Here is a 25,495-nt window from a genome sequence, read left to right as displayed (position 1 = left end):
TTCTGGTGTGCTCCCCTACGCTGCCTATCTCCGTGTGTACGAGCCACTGACCGCCTTCGCTCCGCAGGATCAGGTCAGATGGGCCCGCTATGCCGAGTCCAGGAACCGGCCGCGCAGGGCGGGCGCGCTCGAGGTCGAGCACGGCGAGTCCCTCCGCCGGCTGATATGCGTGCCTCCGGCGCCCGCCCCCGAGGAGGAGAGCCCGAACGCGTATCTGCGCCGGGTCGAGGAGATGCTGTACGTCTGCCCGTGGCAGAGCAGGCTCCGGTCATGGCTGGCGTTCGCCTCGTTCCGCGGCAGCCTGCCGATCAGGCTGGCCGACCGGTTCGTGCCCGACAAGGTCGCCGAGCGGACGGCGGACGACTTCGACCGGTTCAAGCGCTACGAGCACTCGCTGCGCACGCACATAAGGACCAGCACCTGGCACGTCCCGACCTCGTGGTTCGTCCCGTTCGACTCGGCCGAGCGGTGGCTGGTCCTGGGATCCGAGGTGAGCGGCGAGGCCGCCGCCCCGACCACGACCGCGCCACCCAGGAACATGCTCTACGTCACCTCGATGGCCCAGGCGCGACGCCGGGTGGCACGGGCGCTCGTGACGATCCGGCGGCACGTCGGCCAGGTGGCGGCGCTCACGGATGTCGAGGACGTGGGCCGCTGGCTGGAGGAGTTCCACCCTCACTCTCTCGTCGAACTCGACTACGGCGGCCTCGTCCACCTGATGGACGACAGCACGCTCCAGGGCGACCAGTCCGTGGCCGAGGTGGCCACCGCTCTCACGAGTTTGGACAACGGACAGGAAGAGCTTGCTTTCGCGATGTATCAGCGGGTCATCCTCCGCTGGAGGTCCATCAAGGCCCTCGAAAGGGCAAACTGATCGTAATGAAAGCACCGTGACCTGCACGAACTGGTCACGGAACGTTCGATCTCACATCTACGAACTGAGCAGTTTGCCGTTTTCACTGCGATACCACGAACCGTGTCGCTAGAATCACCGAGCGTGACATCAACCCGTGGTCGAGTCGTTGTGCCCGGAGGGCTCGCCAATCGCACTACGTGGTTGTATGGTCACGTGGGGTGATGCTGTAAATGATCCCGAAAAACCCGCACGTGTGGCTCGTTTACGGACATCCCTGGCAAGCGTCAGACCAGACAAGCGCCAAATAGGACAAGCGCCAGCCAAGACATCGCTGACGCGGTCCAAACGGAGGAGAGGCCGCAGAAATGACAGCTCGTACACCCGAGGCCGAGCCCCTGCTCACCCCGGCGGAGGTCGCCACCATGTTCCGCGTCGACCCCAAGACCGTCACCCGTTGGGCCAAAGCGGGCAAGCTGACGTCCATCCGTACGCTCGGAGGGCATCGGCGCTACCGGGAGACCGAGGTCCGTGCGCTGCTCGCGGGGATCCCGCAGCAGCGCTCCGAGTAGTACGGGGCGGTCCCCGCGAGGAGAGAACGAGCGCGCTCGCGTCGGGAAATGCGGGTGCGTCAGCACGGGCCCGTGGCCGACGCGGGTCGTATGGGGGGCCGGCGCCGCCCGCCCGGCGCCTCCCCGCTACCCGGCCGTTTTCCGTCGGTCCGGTTGCACATGCGTCAGCAGCCGGCCCACCTCCTGATCATGCTCGGCCGCCACCATCAGCATCGCGACCATCTGGTCCACCAGCATCCGCTCGAGTCCGGCCCGGTCCACATCACGGTGCTCCAGCCAGTCGAGTCCTCTGGCGTCCAGTTCCCCGGTGGCACTGCGCAGAGCCGCCACATAGAGTTCCCGCTTGCCGCCGAAGTAGTGGTAGACGAGCGGCCCGTGACGCGCCCGCGGACACGGCGACGTCGTCGATCGAGACGTCCTCGGCGTCATGCTTGAGCAGGTCCAGCGCGGCGGCTAGCAACTCCTCGCGCCGCCGGTCCACGCTCAGCCTCCGTCGGACCCGCCGTGTGCTCTCCTCCACCTGGCGTGTGGCACCCACACCTTGAACACTATCGGGTGGATTCGCGGACTTCCTCCCCCCATGACGGTAGGCGCCGCTATCGGGCATCCCCAACGCCCGGAGGAACGGGCAAAACCATCAACCCCGACCGGCAACGGCCTCCCCGGAACCACCAACTCGCCCTACGGCGAGCAACCTGGCCCCCCAACGGCGCCCAGCCGCTATCGGGCATCCCCAACGCCCGGAGGAACGGGCAAGTATCAGCATTACGGCCTTTACCCGTACCCTCTGGGCAACTCGATCGTTTGGTGTGTCAGATGCACGTCCACGCATCGTGGGGAGAGCCATGTCAGGACCGTCCATTCAGACCACTGCCCGGAACAGCGTCGGCATATCGCTGCCCGACAGCGGGCTGCCCGATGGATTCAGCCCGCGGCCGCGGCCCACGATTCGCAACGTGGCCGAGCGCGCCGGCGTGTCCAAGTCGCTGGTGTCCCTCGTACTCAGGGGATCACCTCATGTGAGCGAGCATCGCAGGGAGGCCGTCCTCCAGGCGGCCAGGGAGCTCGGCTACCGCCCGAACGCGGTGGCCCGCAGCCTCGTGGAGGGCCGCACCCATCTGGTGGGCGCCCTGGTGTCGGATCTGCACAACCCCTTCTACGCGGAGTTCCTGGACGGTCTGCAGGAGAGCCTGCACGGCGACGGTCTGCGACTGCTGATAGGAAGCGGCCGGTGGGATCCGGCGTTCGAGGACGAGGCCGTGGAGGCCTTCCTGGAGTTGCGTGTGGACGGCCTGGTGATGCTGGGTGTCGCGCCGTCCAGCGACACGCTCGCCGAGGCCGCCGCCTACACCCCCACCGTCGTCGTGGGTGAGCGCGACGTGAACCTCGAGGGCGTCGACATCGTCGTGGACGATGACCAACTCGGAGCCCGCCTGGCCGTCGACCACCTCGTGGAGCTCGGTCACCGGCGGATCGCCCATATCGAAGGAACCCCGTCATCGGCCGCCCGCTGCCGCTGCGAGGGCTATCTGATGGCCATGCGCCGCCACACGCTCGCGCCGCACATCATGGTCGAACACGGAGACTTCACCGAGGAGGGCGGCCGGCAGGCCGCGCTGACCCTGCTGCGCCGTACGCCTCGGCCGACCGCGGTCTTCGCGGCCAACGACATCGTCGCGATGGGCGTGCTCACGGCCGCGAGCGAACTGGGCCTGCGCGTGCCTCAGGACCTGTCCGTGGTCGGGTACGACAACACGCATCTCGCGGCGGTGAACCAGATCTCGCTGACCAGCGTGGACCAGCCCCGGCGGGCGATGGGGCGGTCGGCCGCCGCCCTGCTCAGCGACCGCATCTCGGAGCCGGGCAAGGCCGCCAGGCTGCGCCAGGTGACCCCCCAACTGGCCGTCCGGCGGAGCACCGGGCCTGCGCCAAGCGAGTCCAAAAGCTAGGTCAACCTCCGACGTGTCGTCTCGCGGCGGTGTTAACTCGTGCCGTGACGCCGCCCCGGCGCGTCAGCGGCATCGGGGGGACCCGCCGGGGCGGCGACCGCATTTCGCGAGAATCGGGGGGATTCATGCGTGATCCGGAGCTGGTCTCCTGCGCACAGCGGGCGGCCGACGAGCTCGAACGGGCCTGGGTGCGCTGGCGGGAGGCCCGGGGGCTGACCGCCGGTGACGACGACGCCGGCGACCTCGCCGAGACCGTGGCGAGCTACGTCGCCCACTCGATCGAGCATCCGTGGGGACGCCCCCGGGTGGTGCTGGGACTCGACGCCGCGGACGCTCGCGAACTGGCCGCCCTCCTGCACGGGCAGGACGGCCCGCCTCTGCGGCCTCCTTCGCCCAGGCTCGGGCTCTCCGTGGGGCCGGGAGCCTAGGTCATATTTCCGGTGTGACGGCATGGTCACGTGCGCTCTGCACGTAGGTTGGTTCCCAGGGAAGTGTCTGGCAAATGCTGCCCGGCCCCGCCTATCAGGGCATGGTTTGTCAGACACGACCGAAGTGTCGCGAAGGGATTCGAGCGTGATCAGTCGACCTCTTGCCGCCGCGGTCGTGGGCCTGTGCGGGCTCAGCACTCTCGTGGCCTGCGGCTCTCTGGAGGTCTGGGGCGGTTCCGAGGCGCCCGACGCGACGAGCCCGGCCGCCGCCACCAGTACGGCGAACCCGCCGCGAGCCGATGCCAACTCGCCTGCCAGGACGCACGCCACCGCGCAGATCACCTCCCAGGACAAATCTCAAGAGGACACGTCGCAGCGTGACGCTCAGGTCAAGCCGCTGGCCGGGAAGGTCGTCGTCATCGATCCCGGGCACAATCCCGGTAACCGGCAGCACATCCGGGAGATCAACAAGCAGGTCGACGTCCTCACCAAGCGGAAGGCCTGCGACACCACCGGTACGTCGACCAACGACGGCTACAGCGAGGCCGCGTTCGCCTGGGACGTCTCGAAGAAGCTCGCCAAGCGGCTGAAGGAACTGGGTGCCACAGTCAGGCTCACCCGCACCGCCGACAGGCCCTGGGGCCCCTGCATCACCGAGCGCGCGGAGATCGGAAACCGGGCCAGGGCGGACGCGGCGATCTCCATCCATGCGGACGGCGCGCCGCCGAACGGCCGCGGCTTCCACATCATCATCCCCAAGAAGATCAACGGACCGGTCGACCCCGTCGTCGACGACTCCAGGCGGCTGGGCCGTACGATCCGGGACGCCTTCCGCCGCGGCACCGGCCTGCCGTACTCGAACTATCTCGGCAAGGACGCGCTCGACCGCCGCAGCGACCTCGGTGGGCTGAACCTGTCGAAGGTTCCAAAGGTCCTGCTCGAATGCGGGAACATGCGGAACGCGGAGGACGCGGCCAAGCTCAAGGACGAGCGGTTCCGGCAGCGCATGGCCGACGCCCTGGCACAGGGCTTCCAGACCTACCTCTGACCTGACCACGCCAAGCCGGACAGCCCGGAAGTTTGGCATGATCTGGGGCATGGATCACCTCCTTCCCCGGCCCCGCCTGGCCGAGAGCATGCCCGGTGTGTTCGCGTTTGTTGCCAACTCGACGGTTTCCGGACCGGCCGCCCTCGTCGATGCCGTACGGCTCGCGCTCGCCCTGCTCGACCTCCGGCCCGCTATGGCGGGAGCCGACGCGGCGGCGGTGCAGGTGATCGAAGACGCCGGTCTCGGCCCGGAGTCGTACGAGATCGAGATCACGGCCGAGGCGGTGCGGATCACTGCGGGAGACCGGGCCGGCGCGTTCTACGCCGGGCAGACGCTGCGGCAGCTCCTGCCGGCCGAGGCGTACCGGGCGGCGACCCTCCCCGGCACGGCCTGGTCCGTGCCGTGCGGACGGCTCGCGGACGCGCCCGCACTCTCCTGGCGCGGGGCCCACCTCGACGTCGCCCGCAACTTCCTGCCCAAGCGGGAGGTCCTGCGGATGATCGACCTGCTGGCCCTCCACAAGCTCAACCGGCTCCACCTGCACCTGGTGGACGACCAGGGGTGGCGCGTGGAGAGCCGGGCCTATCCGCTGCTCCATGAGATCGGCTCGCACCGGGATCAGACGACCACCAGTTACTACCATGAGGACCCGGCCTTCGACGGCGTCCCCCATGGCGGGTACTACACCCTGACGGATCTGGCGGAGATCTCCGCCTATGCGACGGCCCGGGCGGTCACCGTCGTACCGGAGATCGACGTCCCCGGGCACGCATCGGCGATCCTGGCGGCGTACCCCGAGTTCGCGGCGCGGCCGGCAGACACATATCGGGTGCTGGACCGGTGGGGCATCTCACCGGCGATCCTCTCCCCGTTGCCGGCCACGGTCGACTTCCTCACCACGGTCTTCGACGAGATCATCGGTGCGCTGGGCGCCGTGCCGTACTTCCACATCGGCGGCGACGAGTGCGTGCTGGATGACTGGGCGGCCTCCGCCGACATCTCCGCTTACCAGGAGAAGCTGGGCCTGTCGACCCCGGCCGACCTGCACGCCTGGTTCCTGCGACGGCTGGCCGACGTGCTCGCCGAGCGCCGGAGCCGTGCCGTCGTGTGGGACGAGGCGTTCGTCAGCGGAATGCTCAGGCAGGACACGGTGGTCATGCCGTGGCGCGGCCCGCAGGTCGGGCGACGGGCCGCGGCGGCGGGCCACGAGGTGGTCGCGACGCCGGTGTTCCCGATGTACTTCGACTACGCCGAGGCGGCCTCGGCGGAGGAGCCGTTGGCCATCGGCGACACGGTCACGCTGGCCGACGTGGCGGCCTTCGCGCCTGTGCCGTCAGAGTGGACGGTCGAGGAGCGGGACCGGGTGGTCGGCGTGCAGTTCCAGCTCTGGAGCGAGCGGATCCCCGATGGACGGACGCTCGACTACCGGGCCTGGCCGCGTGGCTGTGCGGCGGCTGAGATCGCCTGGAGCGGCGCACCCGTCTCGGACTGCTTCACCGGTCGGCTCGACGCCCATCTCGTACGGCTGGACGCCTTCGGCGTGGAATATCGCCCGCCGGCGGGACCGCGGCCGTGGCAGCGGGGCGGCAACGGGTGGCGGCGCCATCGTCCGGGCGTCGTGGACGTGCAGGAGATGATGAGGCACCTGCACGAGTTGACCCAATCGGCCGACTCCACCCGCCCCAGCACGAGTTCGTGACGCCCCTTCCGCCCCGGCTCTCGGGCCGGGGCGGCAGCACTGCGAGATCATGAATGGCACCGCACCAGGTCAGGGGTGCGGTCTGCGAGAAACTGAAAGATCACGGGGGAGGGGGTGGGCATGCATGTATGCATGGGTTATGGGGTGACCATGTAGCCGGCCTCTTCGACGGCCTGGCGTACGGCCTCGTCGGTCACGCCTTCGCCGGTGACGTCGAGCCGGCCCGTGGCGAGGTCCACGTCCACACCGGTCACGCCCGGGACCTCGCCGACCTCCTCGGTGACCGAGGCCACGCAGTGACCGCAGGTCATACCCTGCACCGTGTAGGTCTTCACGCTCATGTCGCTCTCCTCAATGGTCGTCTTCACGTCGGTCAGGCGGTCTCGCCGACGGCGCTCCGGCCGATGATCTCGCGGACCGAGGTGTGGCCGTGGCGGCGCAGGCGGCGGGACAGCCCGCGGTGGATCCGCCAGGCCCACAGCGGGCCACCGTAGATCATTCCGGTGTATCCCTGGACGAGGGTGGCCCCGGCGAGCAGCCGCTCCCACACGTCGCCGGCGTCCTCGACACCGCCGACCGAGACGATCGCGAGACGGCCGCCGACCCTCCGGTGCAGCCTGCGCAGCACCTCGAGCGACCTGGACTTCAGCGGACGCCCCGACAACCCTCCGGTCTCGGCGCTGGAGACCCCCGCACGGCTGATCGTGGTGTTCGTGGCGATGATCCCGGCGAGCCCCAGGTCGGCGGCGAGATCCGCGACGGCGTCGACGTCCTCGTCCGCCAGGTCTGGGGCGATCTTGACGAGTAGCGGTGTCCGGCCCGCGGTCTCCCGTACGGCCGTCAGCAGCGGACGCAGCAGTTCCACCGCCTGAAGGTCGCGCAGCCCCGGCGTGTTGGGCGAGCTCACGTTGACCACAAGGTAGTCGGCGAGCGGAGCCAGCAGCCGAGCACTCGACACGTAGTCGGCCACGGCCTCGTTCTCCGGCACCACCTTGGTCTTGCCGATGTTGACGCCGACCACGACCGGAAGGCTCCGGGACCGGCGCAGCCGCCTGGCCGCCGCGTGGGCTCCCGCGTTGTTGAAGCCCATCCGGTTGATGATCGCCCGGCTCTCCGGGAGCCGGAACAGGCGGGGGCGTGGGTTGCCGGGCTGGGCCCGTGCCGTGATCGTGCCGACCTCGACGTGGCCGAAGCCCAGGGCCGCGAGCGCCTCGAAGCACCCCGCGTCCTTGTCGAAGCCGGCGGCGAGCCCGAAGGGCGCCGGGAAGTGCACGCCGAACGCCTGGACGCGCAGCGACTCGTCGCGCGGCGCGAGCCATCCGTACAGCAGCCGTTTTACCACCGGCAGCACCGAGAGCAGGCGGAGCAGCCTGACCGTGAGATGGTGCACGGCCTCCGCGTCGAACCGGCTCAGGACCTGCGTGAAGACGAGTCGATACATCGCGGTCAGCCTATCGTCCACGGTATGGGGCCGCCCCGGAGCGTCCGGCACTCCGGGGCGGCCCAGGTCGTCCCTGGTCGGGCGGCCTCAGTGCTTCGCCTTCTTGCCCTCCGGGGTCACCGCGTACCATTCGCCGCCGAAGTCCTTGACGTTCTGGCCGGCTGTGTCGCCGGCCTTCTGGTCCTTGGCGTAGTAGTACAGCGGATGCTTGTTGTAGGTGATCTGGGTGCCGCCGTCCTCGCGCTTGATCGTGCCGAGCAGGCTCCCGTTGATGCCGGTTCCGGCCTGGGGCTGTCCGAGCGTGAGCGCGGGCGGCCAGGCCGCCGCGCACGCCGCCGAGCAGGCCGACTTGTCCTTCTTGTCCTCTGTGAACAGGTAGAGGGTGCGGCCCTCTATCCCGACGAGGATCTTGCCGAGGCTGGTCTGCGCGACGTCGATCTTCGCCGGGCCCGTCGGTGTCGCCATGACCGGCGAGGTCGGCGACGCGGGGGCACCGGATTCGGGCGTCGCCGATCCGGACTCGTAGGGGGTCTCGCTCGGCTCGGTGTAGTGCTCATTGGCGGCAGGCTGGGCGGCGTTGTCGTGCTCCTCGGCGCTGCCACATCCTGACGCCAGCAAGCCAACGGTGATCACGCCGGCGTACAGCAGTTTCCTCATCTTCGGCCTCCTGGGAAGTTTCTGAGCACGGGTCCCAGGAGACACGCGTCGGCATGGGGCGTGCCGCCAAGACACGAAGATCTGGGGCATCCCTTTACCGTCTACTGAAAGTCGCCTGATCTGGGCGCGTCAGGTCACCGTCTGCCAGGACGCCGCCTGCTCGAGCGTCACCCGCTCGGACGCCGCGCGCTCGAACGCCGCCCGCTCGAATTCGGAGGGAAGCTGTGCCATCGCGTGGTCGAAGGCCTCACCCGCCACCGCCTCGCGCAGTGTCACCAGGACGGCACTCACTCCGCCGCGGGTTTCCGCCACCGTCAGCCCGGTACGGCGGCTCACGCGGCGCACCAGATCACGCAGGCCGAACCGCTCGATCCTCTCGCTGATGTGAAGCGACTCCCGCAGCGACGCCGGGAGTTCGGCCGCCAGATGACGGGCCTCCCCCGCGCTGAGCCGATCCCCCAGCGTCTCGACCGTCGCGCGGGACAGGTCCGCGGCCTCCTCGCGCGATAATCCAGAGCGTTCCTCTACCAACCGGACGAACTCCTTGTACTCCACCCCGCTCCCATTCCCCAAAGAAGCGGATGAATGAGCAGTTTTCCGGAAATTGTGTACGGGACGCCCAGCCCGTACGGCTGGAGCCGGCACAACCGGCGCGCGAGAGACCGGCGGCCGACACGCAACCGCGATCAAGGGAGCCTGCCCGCCGCGGCGGCGGAGGCGATGCCATGCTGACCCTCGAACGCCGTCCAGCAGCGTCGGCCGGCTGCGACAACGCGGCGTCTTCCGTGCGGATCGCCCCCCTTCCGCCAGTTCGTGCATATCGTGCGGCAGAGAAGGAGCACCCGGATGACTGAGCAGATGCCGCTCACCCCACCCGATCCCTCAGGTCTCGAGGCGTGGATCCGGCAGGTCCTCCGGCTGGCCGGCCCGCGCGCGTCCGCCCACACACCGCCGCTCCCGGCCACCGGGCCCGGAGCCTCGGCGGTCCAGTCGGCCGAGGCGGGATCCGAGGTGGGGTTCGAGGTGGGGTTCGAGGTGGGGTTCGAGCCTCCACCGCGGAACCGACCGCAGGACCGGCCAGGCGACTCCCGTCAGGAGTCGGCTTCTCGGCCCTGAAGCGAGCGGCCGGGAACGCCCGTTGAGACGCGGGGGCGGCGACTCATCGCTCCGGTCATTGCTCCGGCTGTCCGTTGGCCAGATGGATCCAACGGATGTGCACCCCCGACTCCGGTTTCGCACGCTCATCCTGCCCCGTCCGCTCCACGCGCGGCGCCGGAGGCTGCTCGTTCTCGCGTGCGCCGAGCAGGGGCAGCCGGAGCACGAAGCAGGCCCCGCCGCTCCCGGAGTCCTCGACGCCGATGCTGCCGCCGTGCGCCCTGGCGATCTCGCGGGAGATGGCCAGTCCGAGCCCGGTGCCGCTCGGGTCGAGTTTGCGTGACTCCTCCAGCCGGGTGAAGCGCTCGAAGATGCGGTCCCTGTCCTGGAGTGGGACACCATGTCCGTCGTCCGCCACGGCCAACTCCGCCGACGCGCCGTTTCGACTGACCGTGACCCTGATCGTGCTGATGGCATGCCGCTGCGCGTTGTCCAGCAGGTTACGTAGCACCCGCCGGATCTGGGTCCGCATCCCCAGCACCCAGACATCGCTTTCGATTTTGAGCTGGACTGGGATGCGCCCCTTGCGCTGGGTGACCTCCTCCTCGGCCAGGCCTCCGAGGTCCATCGGGGTGGGCCGCATGGCCCCCGTCCCCTCCCGCAGGCGGGAGAGCAGCAGCAGGTCACTGATGATCTCTTCCAGCCGCTCGACGTCGCGCAGTTCCTGGCGCAGCAGCTCATCCAGGTCGCCGGGCTCCCGGCTGAGCTGCAGTTCCTCTATGTGGAGACGCAGGGCGGTGAGGGGTGTGCGCAGTTCGTGGGAGACATCGGAGGCGAACTTCCGCACCTGCTTGACCTGGTCGAGCGTCTTGTTGATGCATCCGGCGAGCTGGGCGATCTCGCCCCGTCCCCGGGGCTCCTCGATCCGGCCGTCGCCGCCGCCGCGGTTGATCCGCTCCAGAGCCGTGCAGATCTCCCGTACCGGACGAAGCGTGCGGGTGACGACCTTGCGGACCGTCCAGACGGACAGCACCACGAGTGCGACCGCCTGCAGCACGATCAGGAGGTCGAGGATGCCGACGACGACGGGTCTGGCGACACGCTGGGCCGTGTAGACGATCGGGGAGTCCGGCTCCGGCCACACCCGCACCGCCGTGGAGAGCAGGCAGCCCTGCCTGGGATGTACGCAGGCCTGCGTCATCTGGACCGGATCGTCGCCGGGTGGGCGGACCGTGCTCAGCGGGGGCAGATTCCGGGCCGCACTCGACGTGCTGAGCATCTCCCCCTTCGGGCCCACGACCTGCGCCAGTTCGACGTTCGGGACACCGGTCTCCACCGTGCCGCCGAGCCGGCCCGCCCGTACGCGCTGCGCGAGGGCGAGCGCGGCCTCGTGGCTGGATCCCCACCACGCCATGGTGACCCGGTCCCGGGCGATCTTCCCCAGGAGGAAGTTCCCCGACAGCAGGACGAGAATGGCCAAAATCAGAGAGAAGAGGGTGAGCCGGGCGCACAGTGCTCGTACGCACGGGACCACGTACAGACCCCACATATCGGATCCGATTACCCAACACCCGACAGGATGCCCCCTCACCGGCGAAAAGGTCTGCCGACTCTTTACTGATCCGACCTTCGGGCGGGGGACAGTTCAGCCGCGCTCTCAGCCGCTCACTCTGTGGGCCAGTCGCTCGAGACTCTCGTCCAGGGCGCCGGCCACGAAGTCCCCCGCAGGGACGTGCTCCTCGTCGAAGAAGGACAGGTGGACGGTCACGTCGCTGCTTGAATCATCGATCCCGGCCACCTGGAGCCACCCGGCGTACCGGTCGTCGTCCCGGGTGCCCCACTCCATGCGGAGTTGGTCGCGCTCGGTCCGCAGCAGCGCACGCTCGTCCTGTCCCTTCGCGTCCTCGTGGACCGTCACAGCGGGCGGTTCCTCCGGCCGCACGTGCAGGTCGCGCGGCAGCCAGTCGTCGAGCTCGTCGATGTCGCACGCGCGCTCGAAGACCTGGTCGGCGGGGGCCGCGATCCTGCGGGAGCGTTCGAACTCGCTCATCTCTCCTCCCTCTTTCCTTCTCGCCTAACCGCCGCCCTACCCGCGCTCGCCCGGAGAAACGTCGGTGACCGGAAAACGCCGAGCGGCCGCCCGGGCCCCCTTTCCGTCGAACGGGGGGCGCGGGCGGCCGCGGGCGTACGGACCGCCGGATCAGCCGGATCAGTCGGCGTCGGCCAGCCAGAGGTCGGGGCCGAACACCTCGTAGTGGATCCGCGACGCGGGCAGGCCACGGCCGAGCAGCTCGGCGCGTACGCAGCGCATGAACGGCAGCGGCCCGCACAGGTAGGCGACCGTGCCCTCCGGCAGATCGATGTCCGCGAGGTCCATCAGGCCGATCCTGGCCCCGTCGCCGCCATCGGTTCCGGTGCCGGGGGTTGCGTAGTTCTGCTCGTACCACAGGTGCAGCGTGGCGTCGGGCAATGTCCCGACCAGGCGGCCGAGCTCGTCGCGGTGCGCGTGATCGGCCGCGCTGCGGTCGGCGTGCGCGACCGTGATCCGGCGGGTGGACCCGGCGGCGGCGAGATGATCGACCATCGAGAGGATCGGGGTGACGCCGATGCCGGCCGAGGCCAGCAGCAGGGGAGCGTCGCCGTCGGCGAGCGTCATCTCGCCGAACGGCGCCGAGACGGTCAACTCGTCGCCGACGCCGGTTTCGGCGTGCAGCCAGTTGGACACCTCGCCGTCCGGCCCGGGCTCGCCGTCCGGCCCGGCTTCGCCGTACACGCGCTTGACCGTGATGCGCCAGTCGTCGCCGGGCGCGGACGACAGGCTGTACTGGCGGATCTGCCGGGCCCCGTCCGGCAGCGGAACGGCGACGCTGACGTACTGCCCCGGCTTGAAGGACATCGGGGTCTCCGGCCGCAGCGTGAGGGAGATCACGTCGTGGGTCTCGCGCCGCCGCTCGATCACGCGCGCCCGCAGCCAGACCGCTCCGATCCCGCGGCGCGTCTCCCGGTAGAGGCCGATCTCCAGGTTGATCAGCGCCTCGGCCATTAGCCAGTAGACCTCGTCCCAGGCGGCGACGACGTCGGGGTTGGCGGCCTCGCCGAGGACTTCGGCGATGGCGCCGAACAGGTACTTGTGCACCACGTTGTACTGCTCGGGGGTGACACCCAGCGAGACGTGCTTGTGCGCGATCCGGGCGAGCATGAGGTCGGGCCGCTGGTCGGGGTGGTTCACCAGCATGGCGGCGAAGGCGGCGATCGAGCCGGCCAGGGCCTTGCGCTGCTCACCGTTGGCCTGGTTGCCCCGGTTGAACAGGTCCCGCAGCAACTCCGGGTTGTCGGCGAACATGTTGTCGTAGAAGGTGGCGGTGATCTTCTCGATGGCTTCGCCGACGACCGGCAGGGTGGCGCGGACGACCGCGGCCGAGTCCGGGGAGAGCATCCGTCCTCCGATGACTAGTAGGTGATCTTCCCTTGCTTTGATCCGGGGTGGGATCCGGCACAGCGAGGTGGGCTTGCCATGGCTCGACCGCTGTAGTTATGAAAACTAACCGGATGGGGTCCTAGGTCCCGAATTGGGGATATTTGACCGGGGCGAGGGGGTGGCTTGGTACGATGCCGCGCCGCCCCGGCATCGCGAAGCCGCGGGCGCCTCCCGGGTGTGGAGGGCCGGGGCCGCTCCACGTAGGGTCCGATATATGAGCGATCACTACGATGTCGTTGTCCTCGGCGCGGGCCCGGGCGGTTACGTCGCGGCGGTTCGGGCGGCCCAACTCGGCCTCAGCACGGCGATCGTCGAGGAGCGCTACTGGGGCGGGGTCTGCCTCAACGTGGGATGCATCCCCTCCAAGGCGCTGCTGCGCAACGCCGAACTCGTCCATCTGCTCACTCACGAGGCCAGGACGTTCGGCATCGGGGTCGAGGGGAACCTCACCTTCGACTACGGCGAGGCGTTCCGGCGGAGCCGCAAGGTCGCGGACGGCCGCGTCAAGGGCGTGCACTACCTGATGAAGAAGAACGGGATCACCGAACACCACGGCTGGGGCTCCTTCACCGATCCGCACACCCTGCGGGTCGAGGGGTCCGACGGCAACGCGCGGACCGTCACCTTCGACCACTGCGTCGTCGCCGCCGGGGCGACGACCAGGCTGCTGCCCGGGACCTCGCTGAGCGAGCGGGTCGTGACGTACGAGGAGCAGATCCTCACCGAGAAGCTGCCGGGGAGCATCGTCATCGCCGGCGCGGGCGCCATCGGGGTCGAGTTCGCGTACGTGCTGAGCAGCTACGGCGTCAAGGTGACGATCGTCGAGTTCCTCGACCGCATGGTTCCGCTGGAGGACGCCGAGGTGTCGGCCGAACTGGCGCGCCGCTACAAGCGGCTCGGCATCGAGGTGCTGACCTCCACCCGGGTCGAGTCGATCGACGACTCGGGCGAGAAGGTGCGGGTGACGGTCTCACGCGACGGCGCCACGTCCGTCCTGGAGGCCGACAAGGTCCTGCAGGCCATCGGGTTCCAGCCGCGGGTGGAGGGTTACGGCCTCGATCGGACCGGCGTACGGCTCACCGACCGGGGCGCCATCGACGTCGACGGGCGGTGCCGTACGAGCGTGCCGCACATCTTCGCGATCGGCGACGTGACGGCCAAGCTCATGCTCGCGCACGCGGCCGAGGCGATGGGCATCGTCGCCGCGGAGACGATCGCGGACGCGGAGACGATGGAACTCGACTATGTGATGATCCCGCGGGCGACCTTCTGTCAGCCGCAGATCGCGAGCTTCGGCTTCACGGAGGCGCAGGCCCGCGAGCGCGGCTTCGACGTCAAGGTCGCCAAGTTCCCGTTCAGCGCGAACGGCAAGGCGCACGGCATGGGCGACACCACCGGATTCGTCAAGATCCTCAGCGACGCGACGTACGGCGAGCTGCTCGGCGCCCATCTGATCGGCCCCGACGTCACCGAGCTGCTGCCCGAGCTGACCCTGGCCCAGCAGTGGGAGCTGACCGTCAACGAGATGGCGCGCAACGTCCACGCCCACCCGACGCTGAGCGAGGCGGTCAAGGAGGCGATCCACGGCCTGGCCGGCCACATGATCAACATGTGAGCACTGTGACCACATCGAGGCCTCCGCCGGCCCGCGGACCGCGCTGGAGGCCTTCCTGCTCCGCCGCTGATCTCACGTTCGCCGCGGGTAGAGAGCCGCCAGTGCGTCGGCGGTCTCGGTCAGCTTCCGCCGGAGCTCGAGAGGCTCCAGGACCTCGACCTCTGCCCCGAGCTTGAGGAACTCCGTCTGGGCGTGCGTCAGCGACTCGATCGGCACCGTCGCGGTGATCCACCCCTGATCGTCGGCCACGCCGGCGGTGTGGGCCACGGCCCTGACGACGGCCGAGCTCATCAGGTCGGCCAGCCGGTCCCGCCCCTCCGGTGAGATCCGGATCACCGCATGGCCCGTGAACAGCCGCGACCGGAAGTCGACCACATGCTCGCGCCAATAGCCGGCCAGGTCGAAACCGTCGGGCCGCTCGAACGTCTCGCCCGCCATCACCCTCAGGTCGAGGATCTGGTTGACCCGGTAGGTCCGCAGTGTCCCCTCGCACCGGGCCACCAAGTACCACTTGCCGCCCTTCAGGACCAGTCCGTACGGCTCCAGCCTCCGCTCGACCTCACACGGCGCGGCCCAACGGCGGTAGCGAACGTGGATGACCCGCCTGTTCCACACGGCCTCGGCCACCGCAGGGAGGCAGGCCGCCTGATCGCCGTCGTGGTACCAGCCGGGGGCGTCGAGGAGGAAGTGCTCCCGGACACGTCGGGCGCCGTCCCGCAGCGCGGGCGGAAGCGCGGCCTCGATCTTGAGCTCGGCCGCCGCCGCCAGCGCGCCGAGACCGAGCTCGGCGGCCGGTCCGGGCATTCCGGCCAGGAACAGCGCCTCGGCCTCCTGCGCGGTCAGCCCGGTGAGCTTGGTGTGGAAGCCGTCGAGCAACTGGTAGCCGCCCTGGTGTCCGGCTTCGCCGTACAGCGGAATCCCCGCGGTGTGCAGCGACTCCACGTCGCGATAGATCGTGCGGACACTGACCTCGAGTTCGTCGGCGAGCTGTCGCGCCGTCAGGCGACCACGCGACTGGAGCAGCAGAAGGATGGACAGCAGCCGAGAAGCTCGCATTTCACTGACAATACGTGGCAGTGGATGCGGCATACGGTCCGTTCCATGGCATTCAATGAGAAGAACATGCGGCCGCTCGACCCGATGGTCGTGGGCGGCCGTCCGTACAAGCGCTACCACGTCGACCGGCCCGGCCACGAGATCGAGCCCGAGGTCGAGAAGGCGGCCTACGAGTTCCTGCCGCGACTCGTTCCCGCACCCGCCGACGACTCCCCGGCCGGCTGGATCGTCCTCCACAGGGGCGAGGACACCGGCGCCTACCTGATCGCGTACACCTGGGTCTGGGACAACGTGGTCGAGGTGCACACGGCGGCGGCCGGCCAGCCCGTCATCGGCTGTCCCGACGAGGACCCCTCGCGCTTCGTTCTCGAGGCGCGACGGTGGGTCGGATGCGTGTGGGAGTTGCCCGCGCTCGAGTACGAGCGGGCCGCATGGGTTCGCCACGTGTTCGTCCCGGACGTCCCCGACCTCGACGGCTATCTGGCCGACAGCCGCCCGGAAGGCCCGGTGGGCCGGTAGCGGGTTCGATCGGGTGCGGTTTTCTCATAACGGTATTACCGACTCACACCACGAAAGGTGAGCAGTACGACAAGATCGATGTCATGACGTCATCGCCCGGCGCTCCGCCCGACGGCATCTGTCCCTCGTGCTCCGCCCCCATCTCGGTGAACCCCCGATTCTCCGCCTGGTGCCCGGCATGCGACTGGAACGTCGACCCCCTGACGGAACCAGCCGCTCCGCAGGGCGGGCGATGGCAGCGGAAGTGGCGGGCCAGACGCCGTGCGGCGGACCGGGCAGCCATCGAACGGCTGTTCACCGAGGTCAGCGCCGTGCCGGAGGCGATCGGCGGGCGTGACGGTGCGGGGATCATCGCCATGGTCATCGCGGGCGCGGTACATCTGTCCACGGTGGCCCTCGCGGCGGGATCGGCGTGGCTGCTGATCAACGGGGCGTTCGCGGGCCGAATCCTCGGCGTGATGGGACTGGCGATCGCCTTCCTGCTCCGCCCCCGCCTGGGGTGGTTCCGCCAGGACATGTGGTCGCTGAGCCGTACCGAAGCTCCCCACCTGTACGGCCTCGCCGACCGGGTCGCCGCCGAACTGGGGGTGGCACCCGCCGACCTGATCCGGGTCACGCCGGACTTCAACGCGAGCTTCGGCAAAGTGGGGCTGCGCCGGCGCAGCGTGCTCACCATCGGTCTGGCCGTGTGGGAGGTGCTCACGCCGCAGGAGCGGGTCGCACTGCTGGGACACGAGTTCGGGCATTCCCGCAACGGCGACAGCCGCCGCGGCGTGTTGCTCCACTCGGCGCTGGAGGCCCTGGACCACTGGCACGCGATGACCCATCCGCGCAGGATCCTCGCCGGGGGTTCAGGCCCTTTGTCCACGATCGCGGCCATGATCGCCGCGGCGCTGCTGCTCGTCCCGAACATTCTCACAGCTCTGACGCTGTTCGCGCTGCACCGCCTCACGCTGCGAAACGGCCAGCGTGCCGAATATCTGGCCGACGACCTGGCCGCGCAGGTCGCCTCGTCGGCGGCGGCCCGGTCGATGCTGGAGGCCCTGGTGCTCGCGGAGAGCGTGGAGACCATCTTGCAGCGCCAGACGGCCCGACACCAGATGGGTGGATTCCAGCGCGCGAACCGCCAGGAGGCGGACTACGACCTGTGGCGGGAACTGCGCGACCACATCGCCACGGTCCCCGAAACCGAACGCCTCCGGCGGCTGCGGATTTCGGCCCTGCACATGTCGTCGGTGGACACGACCCATCCGCCCACGCACCTGCGGATCCAGATGATGGCCGTACGCAAACCGCGCCAGGCCGCGATCACCCTCCGCGAGCCGGAGAGCGACGCCATCGCAGCCGAGCTGTCGGCCGCCCGCTCCCAGGCGGCCCAGGCCGTACTCACCCTCAGCTACTGACGACCGCCCTGGCGCCGGCCACGGCATCCGCGTTTCCGCCCGGCCCGGACGCGAGTCAGCTCCAGGACATGTTGATCTCGCGCTCGAACTCGACGTACCCGGCTCGCCGGAACGCGCGCGCCATGGGGACATTGCCGAGATCCGTCGACGCCCGGATCTCCGAGGTCTCATTCGTGGCGAGAATCCGGGTGCCCACGGCCAGCAGGTCGTCGATGTAGCCCTTTCCCCGGTGCGCGGGCAGAACGCCGATGTACGCGATGATCGGGCGATAACTGTTCCGCGCGGGGACGACGAAGCCCACGGGATCGCCGTCGGGGGTCGTCGCCGTCTGCCACCACTCCCGCGGGCTCCGGTAACGTGCCAGCTCGTCGTCGTACTGCGCGACCGCCGCCTGCGTGGGGGTCATGATGGCGAGATCAGCGTGACTGTGCGCGTCGAGGGTGCCCTCCAGGACGAGGGTCATCAGCTCGACGAGCTCGTCCCGGCCGCGCACGGGCCGGAACCGCAACCTGTCACTCGGCTCGGGGATCGGCGTCCCGGGCCGCCACTCCAGGCGCAACCGCTCCACGAGCAGCCGGGCGCCGGCCGCCTCGAGCACGGCCATCCGATCCTCGACCGCACGCCGGGCGGTCGCGTCGCCGCGCCAGCCGGGCGGGACGAACCGGCTGTATTCCGTTCGCCGCGCGCCAGGCGGGATGACGGCGGCCGTGGCGGTCTCCAGCAGCCGAGCGCCCACGTCGCGGCGCTCGGCTTCGGGCAGGGTGTCGTCGAAGTCGAAGACATCGAGCATGAACGGCGGCTCGCCCCCGCCGCGCGACCACCAGGCGATCCTGGCGAGAAGACGGTCGCCGCGCAGGGCCATCCACATCCACTCCGGCCGGCGGCGGCCGGAGTCGAGGTCGTCGGCCAGCTCGTGGTCGAAGACATATGACAGGCGGTTGAAGAGGTCGATTTCCTCGCGCCCGGCGATCGGGCGCATGGTCAGGTCGTTGTTTCGCGTCACGGCACTTTCCTTGGTCAGGGTGTGCCTGATCGCTCCTGGGATCAGCGCTCGGCCGGGCCCAGGGAAGGAACAGGCACGATCGTCGGGGTACGCATCGGCTTATCCCTCCTCTCGTTTCCGTACGACCGTGATCGGTCGGGGTCTGCACCTGTTTATCCGACTCGCCGTGGGCCTGGCAAAGCCTTTTGGCTCGTCGATCCTTCCTTTCATCGAACATCGGTCACCGAGCAGGAGCGGATTCGCCTGCCGGGCGGCCTTCAGTACGGCTTACGGAACGGTGATGGGCGCGTTCGCGGGGTGCGCCATCGGCCTGCTCCTGGCGTGGCCCATGACCACCTCGATCGACTGGGATCCGTCCCCGCGTCCACCCTCCGAGACCCCATGGACGCTGATCGCCTCACTGGTCGCCGGGCTTCCCGTGCTCGCCGCGGTGCTCGCGGCCCTCGCCGCGAGTGATTACGAAGCAGCGGGCTCGGTACTCGATCACGGCGTCGATTTCCGCGCGGCGATAACGGATGCGCTTGTCCTTCATCAAGACGATCCAACCGAGTTTTGCGGCTTCCTCGATCCACTCGGTATCTGCTACCTGCTCATCGGCTGGAACGCCGTAGTGTTCGGCGAGAGTGATGAGGTCCCAGCCAGCCGCGCGTAGCAGGTTGGGTACGGCGATTCGGCCGAGGCTGCGATCGGCGAAGAACTTAGGCGGCTGGCCGGGTTGCGACACGGAGCGCGTCCTCGACTTCCTCCCGGCTGAGGCCGAACTCGTCAGCGACCACGTCCACAGGTTCACCCGCCCGGAACAAGTCGAGCACGTCCTCCAGCCGGGCGCCGCCCCGAGAGAACCTCGGCCGACCGAAAGCATGGAGAGGAGTGACCTCCACCTCGGCTACGCGATACTGCGGCAACCGGATCACCTGGGCGTATCCGTCCAGAGCGAAGTCCACCCGGCGCAGATAGCTCTCCACGACCTCGGAGAACAGACGCTGGTTGTTGCGAACCACCACCAGCTCACGTGCCGACACATCCCCGGCATGCTCAGCGTAGTCGTACAGAACCTCGGCACCATCGGTGTACAGACGCTTACTGGCGAGGGCGTGTTCCAGTCCGAGTTCGCGCTTGAGTGCGTCGATGGCCGGCCGAATCCGTTGCAGTGGTACGCCAGCCTGCCGGAACGCGGCCAGTGCGTATCCTTCGGCAAGACCGACGAACGGGACCACTGGCTCGTTCGGGCGGCGCGGACGGGCAGCGGTGATGACCGGAGTGCCCTTGACCACCCCGCCACCCGGACGCTTCCTGACATAGCCAAAGGCCCACGTGCTGAACGTCGATGGAGGAACGGAGAGATAGGCGGCCGCCTCGGCGATGCCGTACAGCGGAGTAGTGAACCGATCCACCGTCATCCTTCCCTCCCTGCCCAGATCATTCCATGCACCAGTACGCAAGCGCAGGTGATTGGAGCTGTGCGCCCTGGTGGCCACCACCGCCCGCGCCGATCACCACGCCGCCGGAATGGTGGTGAACCGCTCCGGGTCTGATGGAGGCTCTGATAGTGATCTGGTCGATAGGCCAGTAGGCGCGATCAGCTTTCTGAGGGGCTGTTCTCGCACTGCACTACGTAGATCCCCATGCCCGTGACGGTCTCGACGAGCCCTTCGTCCTTGAGGACCTGGACGGCCTTGCGGAGGGTGTTCTCTCGCGACGCCGAACTCCGTGGCCCCACAAGCGGCATGCTCCGCTGCTGGGCGCTACAGGACGGGTGGCCCCCTCAGGCCAAGCGGAGTTGGCTGACGGAGCAGGCCGAGGGGATCACCTGCTGACCGCGCCCGCCGGCGGTGACCTTGCACCCACCGGCGGGTGCTCACCCCCTCAGACGCCCAGAGGGAAACGGCGGTGCGATCATGACGGACTGGCTTGGGATCATTCGCTCCTGTCCGGGCCTGCACGCTGCCGCAGTACCTCAGGAGGGGTATGAGCGGGTGAACTGGCGCAAGAGCGTGCCGCGCGCTCCCCGTGTGCGGGTCCGTCGGCACACCTGTGATTGCAAAGCGAACGCGTATGAGCTGTGCCAGGCCGGCGGGCTTTCCTTCGTCCGCTGTCCGCCGTCTCTCCCGCTCCGGAGGAAAGACGCTGATCACCGAGTCGGAGTGGGCGCGCGCTCCGGAGGCGTTACCGAGCGTGCTGTCATTTGATCCGATCTCGGAGGACACGAACGTAGTCGAATCCCTGATCTTCCAGTTGCCGCACGACCCACTGAGCAGCACGATCGTCAGGGTCAAGTTCCCGCAGGTGGAATCGGAGACTCTCGATAGCCTTCCGCTCACGGATCTTGGACCTCTTGGGGAAAAAATCGTGCGGAAGGTTGTGACACACGTCCGCGATCAGGCGCAGCTGCGCCAGACGCCTCAGTGCCGCGTCCATATCCCCAGCGGCCAACGCGCGCTGCACAAAGTGGCTGTCGGCTCGGATCTCAACGAACCCCCTGGCCATCAAGAGCCTTATGGCCTCCTGCGCTGAACCCATCTCCAATCCGGCGGGCCGGTCACGTGCTGTCCGCATGTCTTCCAAAAACGTGAAGCAGGAGCAGTGGCCTTCACGTTCTTCAATGCAGTGCCGGCGCTTGCAACTGTGGTCGTGCCGGTGATCACGGAACCACACATGGAAGTCCCGTCTGATACCCGTCGCACGTCGCGCTGTCCGGTACTCCTCCCACCGTGGCAGCGTCTTAGGAAGCTGCTGGAAACGCAGCATTGGGACAGGCCTGTGAAGTCCGCTCATGATGAGCGCACCGTCGTTCATTCTGAGCATCATGGCCGCGGAGAAGCAGCCTTCGACGTGCGCATCCCAGGACTTACGTGGCCGCGGGATCACATAGTGAATTCCTCCCGGAGCAAGGTGAGCAGCCATAAGCTCGGTGGCCTGCGGTTTAGCGGAGCCTGAGGTCTCACGTAACAACTCAATCATTGTGGTGGTTTCGACGGCGCGAACGGTCCGAAGTGCCCTGGGCAACACCGTGCCATGACCCGGATCCTTCGCCACAGGCCAAGGAAGAAACCACACGAGCATCAGCCTGCCATGGAAGGCCCAGCAGCGGAGGCGGCGAGGCTGTCACTGGAGATCAAAAACGCCCCGGAGTGTGACCGCTCGGGGCGTTTGGGCTGTTCAGGGGTGGTGGTCAGGGGCAGGGTCGAACTGCCGACCTTCCGCTTTTCAGGCGGAACAATCACCCTGTTCCCCCGATCCGTCCCGAGGCCAGCGGTGCTGTAAGGATGCCGACGCGCGCTCATGGTGGCCGACGTTGTCGTCAGCGCTGTCGTCACACCCGCCGTGCCGCTCAAGAATCTCGATGGCCTGGAGTACGTCAGTCACGACGTGGTCGGCCTGGTGGTCGACACCGGGCCAGGCTCCGCGGTCGACCCAGATCGTACGGAGACCGGCGGCGCGTCCGCCGGCTATGTCAGCGGTCAGGTTGTCACCGATCATCCATCCGCTCTCGGCGAGCGTCACACCGCAACGCTTGGCCGCGATCTCGAACAGACCGACCTCGGGCTTGCGGATTCCTTCGGCTCCCGACAGCGCATAGGCGTCCACGGACACGGCCAACCCGGTCTGCTGGATCTTCCCAAGCTGGTTGTCCGCCATCCCGTTGGTGACGATCGCCACGCGCCATCCAGACGCGCGTAGCCGGGCCAGGCCGCCCAGGACTTCGGGCCGACAGCGCACGAGGTACGGCATCCGCCGCCGATAGCAGCCCCATAGTTCCTCGACGGGATCGGGCAGGGCGAAGCGCTCGCGGACCTTCGTGAAGAACACCTCACGGTGCGGGTAGCCGGCCCCAAGCTCGATCAGCCCGTCAACCGCCTCGGGTCCCAAACCATGCTCGTCGACGAACTCCCCAGCCCACACCCGGAACGCCTGATCCAGATCTATGAGCGTGTTGTCCAGGTCAAAAAGCGCAAGCCGCTGCACGAGCACACCGTAGCCGATCACCCACCGCTCCACAGCACACCGGCCGATGGCCAGCAAAAGCACCCGCTTTAGGAGAGCAGTTTTCGCCTAGGGGTGTTCATGCCTCTCACCTTGGCGTATGTCGTCGCGGGCGGTCGATCACCCTTTGATCATTTCGCGTATGTGTCGCGCTCCACTACCCGTGCTCACGAAGGATCTCCATCGCCTCCAGTGCACCGCTGACGACTACGTGATCGGCGGCGTGCGCGGTCGTATCTGGCACACACCGTCCACGCGGATCTTGTCCGTAGCGTTCGGCCTGATGGTCCTTCGCACACCTAGCAGATGTACCCCATACGGCAGAAGTTATGTGACGGAGTCTGCCGTCGGTGTTTCGGTAGCTCGCAGTATCCCCGCAGCCATATTCCCTACTTACGTAGCGCCGAAAATACTGTTAGTTCCGGGATCGAGCGCTGTGGACAGGAAAGCATCAGATAACGAAACTATAACGGTCGATCCCGGCCGCTTGTAACCCAACCCCCGCTTGTTGACGATGATCTCTAGTACTGTAGCAGTTCCATAACAAGTCAGGAGGAAATGGGTGCGACTATCCCTCAAGCGCGCCAGACGTTCGAAAGTGCTCACCATGCTCGCTCTACCCCTGTTGGTATTGCCGAGTGGTTTCGGGACTCCTGCGGCTGCTTCAACCTCTACAAGCCCGGCCGACAGCATCATACTGACCGCCGAACAGCAGTCGCGAATCGCCAGGCCCACACTCGTCAGCATCAAGGCGGCGGCAGCAAAACAGGGCATCCCGCTGGAGAAGGCCATAGCGACCTATGTCAACGAAGCAGCCAAGAACAACACCGCCGCAACCGCCAACTGGCCCGATGGCCCTGTTTCAACCCCTGACGTCATGATCGATGATCTGTCAGCCGTGCAGCTCATCGACCTGCAGGGAATGGCAGAAGCCGAACAGATTCACTAGAGGACGCGATTGAACGGTTCGGTTACCACAAGTACACCTCACGCGTGGCTCACAAACTTTCCGCAACCTTCCCCAAAGAACTGTCCGGGTTCGCGAACGAGGACAACGGCAACGTCTGGATCGGTTTCAAGGGAACAATCCCGCCCCAAGCCATTTCGCTAGCCAAGACGCTCCCAGTCCAGGTCGAGTTGCGCGGCAACCTCGGCTACGCCGAAGTCGACCTGCCTGATGCGCAGAATCGGCTGCATAAGGCGCTCCGTGGCAATCCCGATGTGAAGGATGTCGCAACCTGGTACGACCCTCGGCGTGGATCCGTGGAAGCCCTGGTAGTGCCATCATCACGTGCAAGCGCCACACTGGCTGCCGACAAGCTGCGAGAGATTGCTGTCCCAGCAATAGCCGATCCGAACATCCAGGTCAAGGTGTCGATCGGTGAGGGGCCGCTGGGCACCAATTACGCCGACTACATCCGAGGTGGAGGCCGACTGGGATACGGCGGCGGCGACTACTGCACCTCCAACTTCAACCTGATCTCCGAGAGCGGCAAAACCAAGCGACTCGGCACGGCAGGCCATTGTGCGGAGACTGCGCAAGCGGTTTACAGCAACGAATTTCCCGATCCTGGCAGTAGCGTCGTACGCTCGAAGTGGGTATACATCGGTGCTGGTGGCGACATCGGCATGTACGACCACGGTTCCCTGACCGCGACCCGAACGTTCTATTGGGACTCCGGCGCCAAACGCTACGCTGACTTTCAGTCCCCTGGCCCGTCCATCAACGACCCGGTCTGCAAGTATGGACAGACAACCGGACGACGCTGCGGCACCGTCAAGAAGCTCAACCACACCATCGGCGGTGTCGGCGGTCAGGTGGTGACCAGCATCCCCGCCACGGAGACTACGTGCTGGTTTGGGGACAGCGGCGGGCCCTTCTACAACGGCGCGGAGGCGTATGGCGTCCTTAAGGGTGCTGCGTCGCTTGTCGAGGGCAGGTTCTGCGCCTTCACGCCAGTGAACAGGTTCTACAACGGAGCGAAATACTACGTCTGGACTCGCTAGGCTTCTGCTGGGCCGTCATGGCACACACGCATTGAGGTGCCATGCGGCCCAGTCTCGATCTTGGCTCCATCTTTCACGGAGGTGCGCTCCCAATGAGGCGAGAAGTTCTCGTCATCATGCTCGTCGGGTTATTGGGCATACAGGCCTGCACATCTCCGCACCCAAGCGCTCAACCTACAGTCCCCCGTACAGTTGCCCCAGCACCCTGCTCAACAACCGTCTGCCACTGGACAGTCGGTGCCGATCCCGTCATCCTCTTGCACGATCAAGGGTGGAGCGATCTGATGTTTCTGACCGCCCGACTCACATGGATCGAGAAGGAATCGTGCCTGGCCGTCGTCCGCATCCGTGATCGTAAGGTGCTCATCCCCCTGTGGCCGAAAGGAACTTCACCGCTCCGGGCCAGGGATGGGAGACGCGGAGTTGCGATCCCCGGCGTAGGAGAGATCTTCGAAGGGGACACCTTCAGCGGGGGAGGGACTCCGCTGCCCCAGTCGCATCCCGCCTACCCTCAAGCCGTGCCGCCGCCTGGAGAATGCGGCGCACATGATGGATTCTTCACTATTGACCCCTCGGGCATTACGGTCAGTCCTGACTGACTGAAGGGGAGTAGCCCAAGCCCCGCTGGATGGTCATCTCCTCGTCGGGCAGGCGTAGCCATGCCGGGCCGGACGTCTGGGGTCAAGCC

At 67.7% G+C, this 25,495-nt stretch carries 26 protein-coding genes and 1 tRNA gene; 12 read left to right on the top strand and 15 right to left on the bottom strand.

What is annotated here, in order from left to right; genetic code table 11:
- Positions 1 to 7 precede the first annotated feature (7 nt).
- Positions 8 to 874, top strand: a complete 867-nt coding sequence (locus tag ACFHYQ_RS06245; RefSeq protein ID WP_394300105.1) for a DUF8083 family protein — start codon at positions 8 to 10, stop codon at positions 872 to 874.
- A gap of 347 nt (positions 875 to 1,221) precedes the next feature.
- Positions 1,222 to 1,425 (top strand): developmental transcriptional regulator BldC, encoded by a 204-nt coding sequence (bldC, locus tag ACFHYQ_RS06240; protein ID WP_204018376.1) that lies wholly within the window; start codon positions 1,222 to 1,224, stop codon positions 1,423 to 1,425.
- A gap of 126 nt (positions 1,426 to 1,551) precedes the next feature.
- On the opposite strand, the gene ACFHYQ_RS06235 is transcribed toward bldC, so the two are convergent.
- Complete coding sequence (locus ACFHYQ_RS06235) at positions 1,552 to 1,854, bottom strand: hypothetical protein (protein WP_394300104.1); 303 nt, start codon at positions 1,852 to 1,854, stop codon at positions 1,552 to 1,554.
- Between the two features lie 416 nt (positions 1,855 to 2,270).
- On the opposite strand from ACFHYQ_RS06235, the gene ACFHYQ_RS06230 reads away from it, so the two are divergent.
- From ACFHYQ_RS06230 to ACFHYQ_RS06215, 4 genes are all read left to right on the top strand, one after another.
- Positions 2,271 to 3,374: a LacI family DNA-binding transcriptional regulator gene (locus ACFHYQ_RS06230; protein WP_394300103.1), complete on the top strand. Its 1,104-nt coding sequence runs from the start codon at positions 2,271 to 2,273 to the stop codon at positions 3,372 to 3,374.
- A 125-nt stretch (positions 3,375 to 3,499) separates the two neighbouring features.
- Entirely contained in the window at positions 3,500 to 3,802 is a 303-nt protein-coding gene (locus tag ACFHYQ_RS06225) for a hypothetical protein (RefSeq protein ID WP_394300102.1), read from the top strand.
- Positions 3,803 to 3,947: 145 nt separating this feature from the next.
- On the top strand, positions 3,948 to 4,850 hold the full coding sequence (locus ACFHYQ_RS06220; protein WP_394300101.1) for an N-acetylmuramoyl-L-alanine amidase: 903 nt from the start codon (positions 3,948 to 3,950) through the stop codon (positions 4,848 to 4,850).
- Positions 4,851 to 4,899: 49 nt separating this feature from the next.
- Positions 4,900 to 6,549 (top strand): beta-N-acetylhexosaminidase, encoded by a 1,650-nt coding sequence (locus tag ACFHYQ_RS06215; protein WP_394300100.1) that lies wholly within the window; start codon positions 4,900 to 4,902, stop codon positions 6,547 to 6,549.
- A 137-nt stretch (positions 6,550 to 6,686) separates the two neighbouring features.
- On the opposite strand, the gene ACFHYQ_RS06210 is transcribed toward ACFHYQ_RS06215, so the two are convergent.
- The 4 genes from ACFHYQ_RS06210 to ACFHYQ_RS06195 all read right to left on the bottom strand — a co-directional run bounded on the left by ACFHYQ_RS06210 (position 6,687) and on the right by ACFHYQ_RS06195 (position 9,202).
- On the bottom strand, positions 6,687 to 6,890 hold the full coding sequence (locus tag ACFHYQ_RS06210; RefSeq protein WP_394300099.1) for a heavy-metal-associated domain-containing protein: 204 nt from the start codon (positions 6,888 to 6,890) through the stop codon (positions 6,687 to 6,689).
- A gap of 32 nt (positions 6,891 to 6,922) precedes the next feature.
- Positions 6,923 to 7,990, bottom strand: a complete 1,068-nt coding sequence (locus ACFHYQ_RS06205; RefSeq protein WP_394300098.1) for a quinone-dependent dihydroorotate dehydrogenase — start codon at positions 7,988 to 7,990, stop codon at positions 6,923 to 6,925.
- 87 nt (positions 7,991 to 8,077) lie between these two features.
- Positions 8,078 to 8,647 carry a COG4315 family predicted lipoprotein gene (locus ACFHYQ_RS06200; RefSeq protein WP_394300097.1) on the bottom strand — a complete coding sequence of 190 codons (570 nt, stop codon included), beginning with the start codon at positions 8,645 to 8,647 and terminating at the stop codon, positions 8,078 to 8,080.
- 129 nt (positions 8,648 to 8,776) lie between these two features.
- On the bottom strand, positions 8,777 to 9,202 hold the full coding sequence (locus ACFHYQ_RS06195) for a DUF2267 domain-containing protein (protein WP_394300096.1): 426 nt from the start codon (positions 9,200 to 9,202) through the stop codon (positions 8,777 to 8,779).
- A 291-nt stretch (positions 9,203 to 9,493) separates the two neighbouring features.
- Here ACFHYQ_RS06195 and ACFHYQ_RS06190 point away from each other — a divergent pair, with 291 nt between their 5' ends.
- Positions 9,494 to 9,763 (top strand): hypothetical protein, encoded by a 270-nt coding sequence (locus ACFHYQ_RS06190; RefSeq protein ID WP_394300095.1) that lies wholly within the window; start codon positions 9,494 to 9,496, stop codon positions 9,761 to 9,763.
- A 55-nt stretch (positions 9,764 to 9,818) separates the two neighbouring features.
- On the opposite strand, the gene ACFHYQ_RS06185 is transcribed toward ACFHYQ_RS06190, so the two are convergent.
- The 3 genes from ACFHYQ_RS06185 to ACFHYQ_RS06175 form a co-directional block, all read right to left on the bottom strand.
- The gene (locus ACFHYQ_RS06185) at positions 9,819 to 11,222 is read right to left on the bottom strand and encodes a sensor histidine kinase (RefSeq protein ID WP_394300094.1); all 1,404 of its coding nucleotides are present in this window, start codon (positions 11,220 to 11,222) and stop codon (positions 9,819 to 9,821) included.
- A gap of 177 nt (positions 11,223 to 11,399) precedes the next feature.
- On the bottom strand, positions 11,400 to 11,792 hold the full coding sequence (locus ACFHYQ_RS06180) for an SRPBCC family protein (protein ID WP_394300093.1): 393 nt from the start codon (positions 11,790 to 11,792) through the stop codon (positions 11,400 to 11,402).
- A 159-nt stretch (positions 11,793 to 11,951) separates the two neighbouring features.
- On the bottom strand, positions 11,952 to 13,178 hold the full coding sequence (locus ACFHYQ_RS06175; RefSeq protein ID WP_394300092.1) for a globin domain-containing protein: 1,227 nt from the start codon (positions 13,176 to 13,178) through the stop codon (positions 11,952 to 11,954).
- Between the two features lie 256 nt (positions 13,179 to 13,434).
- Between ACFHYQ_RS06175 and lpdA the strand changes: the two genes are divergently transcribed.
- A complete protein-coding gene (lpdA, locus tag ACFHYQ_RS06170) occupies positions 13,435 to 14,835 on the top strand; it encodes a dihydrolipoyl dehydrogenase (RefSeq protein WP_394300091.1) in 1,401 nt (466 codons plus the stop codon).
- Between the two features lie 72 nt (positions 14,836 to 14,907).
- Here lpdA and ACFHYQ_RS06165 read toward each other — a convergent pair whose 3' ends face one another.
- The gene (locus ACFHYQ_RS06165) at positions 14,908 to 15,891 is read right to left on the bottom strand and encodes a helix-turn-helix transcriptional regulator (RefSeq protein ID WP_394300090.1); all 984 of its coding nucleotides are present in this window, start codon (positions 15,889 to 15,891) and stop codon (positions 14,908 to 14,910) included.
- A 45-nt stretch (positions 15,892 to 15,936) separates the two neighbouring features.
- Between ACFHYQ_RS06165 and ACFHYQ_RS06160 the strand changes: the two genes are divergently transcribed.
- On the top strand, positions 15,937 to 16,410 hold the full coding sequence (locus ACFHYQ_RS06160) for a hypothetical protein (RefSeq protein WP_394300089.1): 474 nt from the start codon (positions 15,937 to 15,939) through the stop codon (positions 16,408 to 16,410).
- Between the two features lie 83 nt (positions 16,411 to 16,493).
- Positions 16,494 to 17,813, top strand: a complete 1,320-nt coding sequence (locus tag ACFHYQ_RS06155; RefSeq protein ID WP_394300088.1) for a M48 family metalloprotease — start codon at positions 16,494 to 16,496, stop codon at positions 17,811 to 17,813.
- 55 nt (positions 17,814 to 17,868) lie between these two features.
- On the opposite strand, the gene ACFHYQ_RS06150 is transcribed toward ACFHYQ_RS06155, so the two are convergent.
- The 6 genes from ACFHYQ_RS06150 to ACFHYQ_RS06125 all read right to left on the bottom strand — a co-directional run bounded on the left by ACFHYQ_RS06150 (position 17,869) and on the right by ACFHYQ_RS06125 (position 22,845).
- Positions 17,869 to 18,792 (bottom strand): GNAT family N-acetyltransferase, encoded by a 924-nt coding sequence (locus ACFHYQ_RS06150; RefSeq protein ID WP_394300130.1) that lies wholly within the window; start codon positions 18,790 to 18,792, stop codon positions 17,869 to 17,871.
- Between the two features lie 421 nt (positions 18,793 to 19,213).
- Positions 19,214 to 19,540, bottom strand: coding sequence for a PIN-like domain-containing protein (locus ACFHYQ_RS06145; RefSeq protein ID WP_394300087.1), 327 nt, complete (start codon positions 19,538 to 19,540; stop codon positions 19,214 to 19,216).
- Positions 19,515 to 20,216 carry a DUF433 domain-containing protein gene (locus ACFHYQ_RS06140; RefSeq protein WP_394300086.1) on the bottom strand — a complete coding sequence of 234 codons (702 nt, stop codon included), beginning with the start codon at positions 20,214 to 20,216 and terminating at the stop codon, positions 19,515 to 19,517. Before ACFHYQ_RS06140 ends, ACFHYQ_RS06145 begins: the two co-directional genes overlap by 26 nt.
- Positions 20,217 to 20,997: 781 nt before the next feature.
- Entirely contained in the window at positions 20,998 to 21,852 is an 855-nt protein-coding gene (locus ACFHYQ_RS06135) for a hypothetical protein (RefSeq protein WP_394300085.1), read from the bottom strand.
- Positions 21,853 to 21,982: 130 nt separating this feature from the next.
- Positions 21,983 to 22,055, bottom strand: a tRNA-Phe gene (locus ACFHYQ_RS06130).
- The gene (locus ACFHYQ_RS06125; protein WP_394300084.1) at positions 22,024 to 22,845 is read right to left on the bottom strand and encodes an HAD family hydrolase; all 822 of its coding nucleotides are present in this window, start codon (positions 22,843 to 22,845) and stop codon (positions 22,024 to 22,026) included. The genes ACFHYQ_RS06130 and ACFHYQ_RS06125 overlap by 32 nt, the downstream gene beginning before the upstream one ends.
- Before the next feature lie 517 nt (positions 22,846 to 23,362).
- Here ACFHYQ_RS06125 and ACFHYQ_RS06120 point away from each other — a divergent pair.
- Both ACFHYQ_RS06120 and ACFHYQ_RS06115 read left to right on the top strand, forming a co-directional pair.
- On the top strand, positions 23,363 to 23,749 hold the full coding sequence (locus tag ACFHYQ_RS06120; protein WP_394300083.1) for a hypothetical protein: 387 nt from the start codon (positions 23,363 to 23,365) through the stop codon (positions 23,747 to 23,749).
- Positions 23,750 to 23,793: 44 nt separating this feature from the next.
- On the top strand, positions 23,794 to 24,807 hold the full coding sequence (locus ACFHYQ_RS06115) for a S1 family peptidase (RefSeq protein WP_394300082.1): 1,014 nt from the start codon (positions 23,794 to 23,796) through the stop codon (positions 24,805 to 24,807).
- Positions 24,808 to 25,495: the final 688 nt, after the last annotated feature.

Source organism: Sphaerimonospora cavernae (assembly GCF_042435035.1).
Lineage (GTDB): Bacteria > Actinomycetota > Actinomycetes > Streptosporangiales > Streptosporangiaceae > Sphaerimonospora > Sphaerimonospora cavernae.
This window is presented reverse-complemented; position numbering and strand designations above follow the sequence as displayed.